General features: G+C 73.0%; 4 protein-coding genes and 1 pseudogene. 2 read left to right on the plus strand and 3 right to left on the minus strand.

All coding sequences use genetic code 11. The features are described 5' to 3' along the window. Positions 1–1,234, minus strand: a 1,234-nt coding sequence (locus ABZ641_RS26265) for a D-alanyl-D-alanine carboxypeptidase (RefSeq protein WP_359985494.1), incomplete at its 3' end; no start/stop codon positions are given. A 127-nt stretch (positions 1,235–1,361) separates the two neighbouring features. Between ABZ641_RS26265 and ABZ641_RS26270 the strand changes: the two genes are divergently transcribed. Continuing rightward, positions 1,362–1,616 carry an SCO4848 family membrane protein gene (locus ABZ641_RS26270; RefSeq protein ID WP_344623531.1) on the plus strand — a complete coding sequence of 85 codons (255 nt, stop codon included), beginning with the start codon at positions 1,362–1,364 and terminating at the stop codon, positions 1,614–1,616. 117 nt (positions 1,617–1,733) lie between these two features. Then, positions 1,734–3,290, plus strand: coding sequence for a hypothetical protein (locus tag ABZ641_RS26275; protein ID WP_344623532.1), 1,557 nt, complete (start codon positions 1,734–1,736; stop codon positions 3,288–3,290). A 72-nt stretch (positions 3,291–3,362) separates the two neighbouring features. Here the strand turns inward: ABZ641_RS26275 and ABZ641_RS26280 are convergent, their stop codons facing one another. Both ABZ641_RS26280 and ABZ641_RS26285 read right to left on the minus strand, forming a co-directional pair. Next, positions 3,363–4,136 (minus strand): succinate dehydrogenase iron-sulfur subunit, encoded by a 774-nt coding sequence (locus ABZ641_RS26280; protein ID WP_263105034.1) that lies wholly within the window; start codon positions 4,134–4,136, stop codon positions 3,363–3,365. Beyond that, positions 4,136–4,555 (minus strand): annotated as a pseudogene (locus tag ABZ641_RS26285) (succinate dehydrogenase/fumarate reductase flavoprotein subunit); the annotation flags it as partial. The pseudogene ABZ641_RS26285 and the gene ABZ641_RS26280, both read right to left, overlap by 1 nt. Between the last annotated feature and the right edge of the window lie 82 nt (positions 4,556–4,637).

Here is a 4,637-nt window from a genome sequence, read left to right on the forward strand (position 1 = left end):
GCAGCGACAACCGCCCGGCCCGGTCCCGGCGCAGCCGCAGCGCCGCCGCCGCGGCCGCCGCCGTGCACAGGCCCGCGGCCAGCATCCCCGCCGTACCGCCCGAGTGCCGGGCGTGCTCCGGCTGCCGCGCGTCGGCCGGCGCGGCGACCGGCGGCGCCGCCGGCACCGACCGCGGCGGGCTCGGTGCGGCCGAGGGCACCGTGTCCGGAACCGGGTTGGGCCTCGGCTCCGCCGTCGGGGCCGCCGCCCCGACCGCCGAGGTGTCCTCGGCCAGCTCGCCGACCGGGTTCACCCGGTCGGCCGCGGCGAAACCCCAGTCGAGCAGGGCCGCCGCCTCGTCGTACACCTTCTGGTAGGTCGTCGTGTGCATCACGGTGACCAGCAGCAGCCGGCCGTCCCGCTCGGCCGCCCCGGTGAAGGTCGACCCGGCGTTGGTGGTGTAGCCGTTCTTCACCCCGATCAGGCCCGGGTACTTGCCCAGCAGCCGGTCGGTGTTGGCGATCCCGAAGCTGCCGCGCTGCCCGGTCGCCCGGTCCACCGCACCGGGGAACTGGGCGTCCCGGGTCGAGCAGTACGCCCGGAAGTCCGGGTTGCGCAGCCCCGCCCGGGCGAACAGCGTCAGGTCGTACGCCGAGGAGACCTGGCCGTCCTGGTCGTAGCCGTCCGGGGTGACCACGTGGGTGTCGCGCGCCTGCAGCGCGTCCGCCCTGGCCTGCATCTGGGCGACCGTCCGGTCGATGCCGCCGTTCATGTGGGCGAGCACGTGTACGGCGTCGTTGCCCGAGCTCAGGAAGACCCCCCGCCACAGGTCCTCGACCTTGTAGTCGAGGTCCTCCTTGATCCCGACCAGGCTGCTGCCCGCCCCCAGCCCCGTCAGCTCCTCCGGGGCGACCCGGTGCACCGCCTCGCGGTCCAGCTTCGGCAGCACGGTGTCCGCGAACAGCATCTTCAGCGTGGACGCCGGCGGCAGCTCGGCGTGCGCGTTGTACGAGGCCAGCACCTCGCCCGAGGTGCCGTCCGCGACCAGCCAGGACCGCCCGGTGAGGTTCCCGGGCAGCGCCGGCGCGTCCGACCGGGGCGCCACCTGCACCCCCGGCCGGGCCAGCCGCTCACCGCCGACCACCTCGGCGGCGGCCCGCGGCCGGGCGGCCGCCGGGGCGGCCGGAGCGAGGGCGAACAGGCCGGCGGCGGCTGCGGCGGCACATCGGTGCGCGAAGTGACGGTCGATCAGCATTGCCGGAACGTACCCGCACGGCCCCGCCCCGCCGCCCCGCCGCCGACGACTCCCCCCGAACGGATGCGCCCGGCCGGGCTGCGCATACTGGACGGGCAGCACCTCCGATGCCCCGCGAAGGATCCCGATGAAGCTCAGCCGCCGCACGTCCTGGTTCCTCACCGCCTTCGGCGTGTGGTCCCTGATCATCTGGACGACCTTCGTCAAGAACCTCTGGAAGGACTCCGGCGGGCAGGCCTTCGTGAACGGCGACCACTCCCAGCCGACCGCCTTCTTCTGGGTCCACCTCCTGCTGACCGTGACCTCGCTGGTGCTCGGCATCGCGGTCGGCGCCGTCGGCGTGCGCGGCATCCGCGGCCTGCGCGAGCGCACCGCCGACTGACGCCGAAACCCTTTGCCCGGCGGAGAGTTCGGCTGGAATGATCTCCGCCGTGTGCGCACCGTGCGTACACGCGTGCGTCTTCTCGGGGTGGGTCACACAGTGTTCCGTACGGTCTCTTTGCGTCTGCTGGCCTCGGCCGCCGGCGTCGCCCTCGCCACCGGCCTGCTGGCCGCACCGGCGGCCTCCGCCGCCACCGACGGCAGGGCCACCGACCCCGCCGTCGTGCCGAGCCCCGGCTTCCACGGCACCGGTGTCCGCACCGACGCCTGCGACGGCACCACGGCGCCCGGCTGGATCGCCACCACCGCGCCGGCCCTCACCGCCCGCACCGCCGCCGACCGGGCACGCTTCAAGGTCTGGGACGAGACGGGCAGCAAGGTCTTCGACGCCGAGGGCACCGCCGTCGACGGCACCGCCACCGCACGGCCCGCCGGCCTCACCGAGGGCCGTACCTACACCTGGCAGGCCAAGGGCGCCGGCGGCGGAGCCCCGACCGCCGAGTGCCACTTCCGGATCGACGCCACCGCACCGGCCCTCACCGTCGACTCGGCCGACTTCCCGGCCTCCGACAGCGGCCGGACCCCGCAGAAGTACGCCGGCCAGAGCGGCACCTTCACCGTCGCCGGCAGCGACGCCGCCTCCGGCGTGGCCTGCTACCGGTACGTCCTCAACGGCACCCCGAGCGTCGGCAACGACTGCACCGGCGCCGTGCGGCCCGCCGCGGACGGCACCGCCACCCTCACCCTGAAGCCGACGGACTGGGGCACCAACATCCTCACGGTGCAGGCCTTCGACGAGGCCGGCAACGCCTCCCGGCCGGTCGCCTACACCTTCTACGCACCGTCGAACCCCAACCCGCCGCAGAGCGTCCCCGGCGACGTGAACGCCGACGGAGTGCCGGACATCCTGCTGCCCGACGCCGACGGCAACCTGCAGGTCCTCGGCGCCGACTCCGCGAACACGGACCCCGCCTCCACCACCGCGGCGTCCTACGGCCCCGGCGGCACCTGGGCCGGCACCACCACCGCGCACCGCGGCTGGGACTCCAGCCACGCGCCCGCCGACGACCTGCTCGTCCACGTCCCCGGCGGCGCCGCGCTGTACCTCTACCGCAACCTCGACCAGGGCGCCTTCCAGCGCACCCCCGTCCTGCTCGCCCGGCCCACCGCCTGCGCCGCGGCCGGCTGCGCCGCCGACTGGTCCGCCACCGATCAGCTGGTCGCCCTCGGCGCCCTCGGCACCGGCCAGCAGAGCTCGCTGGTCACCGTCGAGAACGGCGACCTCTGGCTGTTCCAGGCCGCCACCGTCGGGACCCGCTACTCCACCGTCAAGCGCCTCTCCACCACCGGCGCCTGGGCCGGGTACGACGTGATCGCGCCCGGCCGGGCGGCCGACGGCAGCCTCGCCCTGTGGTCCCGCGAGCGGGCCACCGGCACCCTGCGCACGTATCCGATCGCGAAGCAGGACGACGGCACGTACGACTTCTCCGCGCTCGCCGACCCGTCCGCCGGCGCCGCCGTCGGCACCTTCCCGGCCGCCGACTACCCGCTGCTCGGCAGCTCCGGCGACGGCGACGGCGACGGCCGCCCCGACCTGTACGCCGTCACCGCCGCCCGCCACCTGCTGACCTTCGACGGCACCGCCGCCCCGAAGGACCTCGGCGCCCTGCGCTGAACCCCGCACGGCAGAACGCCCGAGGGCCCGACCGGACGTGCCGGTCGGGCCCTCGGGCGTTGCTGCGGGCGCTCAGAAGCGGCGGGTGACCAGCGCGCGCTTCACCTCGGCGATCGCCTTGGTGACCTCGATGCCGCGCGGGCAGGCCTCCGAGCAGTTGAAGGTGGTGCGGCAGCGCCACACGCCCTCACGGTCGTTCAGGATCTCCAGCCGCTGCTCCGCACCCTCGTCGCGCGAGTCGAAGATGAAGCGGTGCGCGTTGACGATCGCGGCCGGGCCGAAGTACTGGCCGTCGTTCCAGAACACCGGGCAGGACGACGTGCACGCGGCGCACAGGATGCACTTGGTGGTGTCGTCGAACCGCTCGCGGTCCTCCTGGGACTGCAGGCGCTCGCGCGTCGGGTCGTTCCCCTTGGTGATGAGGAACGGCATGACGTCCTTGTACGCCTGGAAGAACGGGTCCATGTCGACGATCAGGTCCTTCAGGACCGCGAGGCCCTTGATGGGCTCGACCGTGATCGGCTTCTCCGGGTTGACGTCCTTGATCAGCGTCTTGCAGGCCAGCCGGTTGCGGCCGTTGATCCGCATGGCGTCCGAACCGCAGATGCCGTGGGCGCACGAGCGGCGGTACGTCAGGGTGCCGTCCTGCTCCCACTTGACCTTGTTGAGGGCGTCCAGGACGCGCTCCTTCGGGTCCATCAGCAGCTGGTAGTCCACCCACACCGGGTCCGGGTGCTCCTCCGGGTTGAACCGGCGGATCCGCAGGGTGACGTTGATCAGCGCGGTCGCGCCCGCCTCGGCCGCGTCCAGAGCGGCCGAGTGCTTCTCCAGGGTCGGAGTGCTCATCAGTACTTACGCTCCATCGGCTGGTAGCGGGTCTGCACGACCGGCTTGTAGTCGAGGCGGACGGAGGTGCTGCCGTCGGCGGCCTCCTCGCGGTACGCCATGGTGTGCTGCATGAACTTCACGTCGTCGCGGGTCGGGAAGTCCTCGCGGTAGTGACCGCCGCGGGACTCCTCGCGGGCCAGCGCCGAGACGACCGTGACCTCGGCCAGGTCGAGCAGGTTGCCCAGCTCGATGGCCTCCAGCAGGTCGGTGTTGAAGCGCTCGCCCTTGTCCTGGATGGCGACGTTCTTGTACCGCTCGCGCAGTGCGGCGATGTCGGCGACGGCCTGCTTGAGGGTGTCGCCGGTGCGGTACACGGACGCGTTGGCGTCCATGCTCTCCTGCATCTCCTTGCGGAGCTGCGCCACCGACTCGGTGCCGGGGGGGGGGGGGGGGCGGGGGTCGGGGAGGTGGGGTGTTGTCACCAATTAAAAACCAAAACCAAAAAAAAAAAATTATATT

This window comes from Kitasatospora sp. NPDC007106 (assembly GCF_040634455.1).
Lineage (GTDB): Bacteria > Actinomycetota > Actinomycetes > Streptomycetales > Streptomycetaceae > Kitasatospora > Kitasatospora arboriphila.

What these genes read in the sequence shown, in the direction of transcription:
- ABZ641_RS26270 (WP_344623531.1), top strand. Translation starts at nt 1,362, where the DNA reads ATGAAGCTCAGCCGCCGCACGTCCTGGTTCCTCACCGCCTTCGGCGTG.
- ABZ641_RS26280 (WP_263105034.1), bottom strand. Translation starts at nt 4,136, where the DNA reads ATGAGCACTCCGACCCTGGAGAAGCACTCGGCCGCTCTGGACGCGGCC.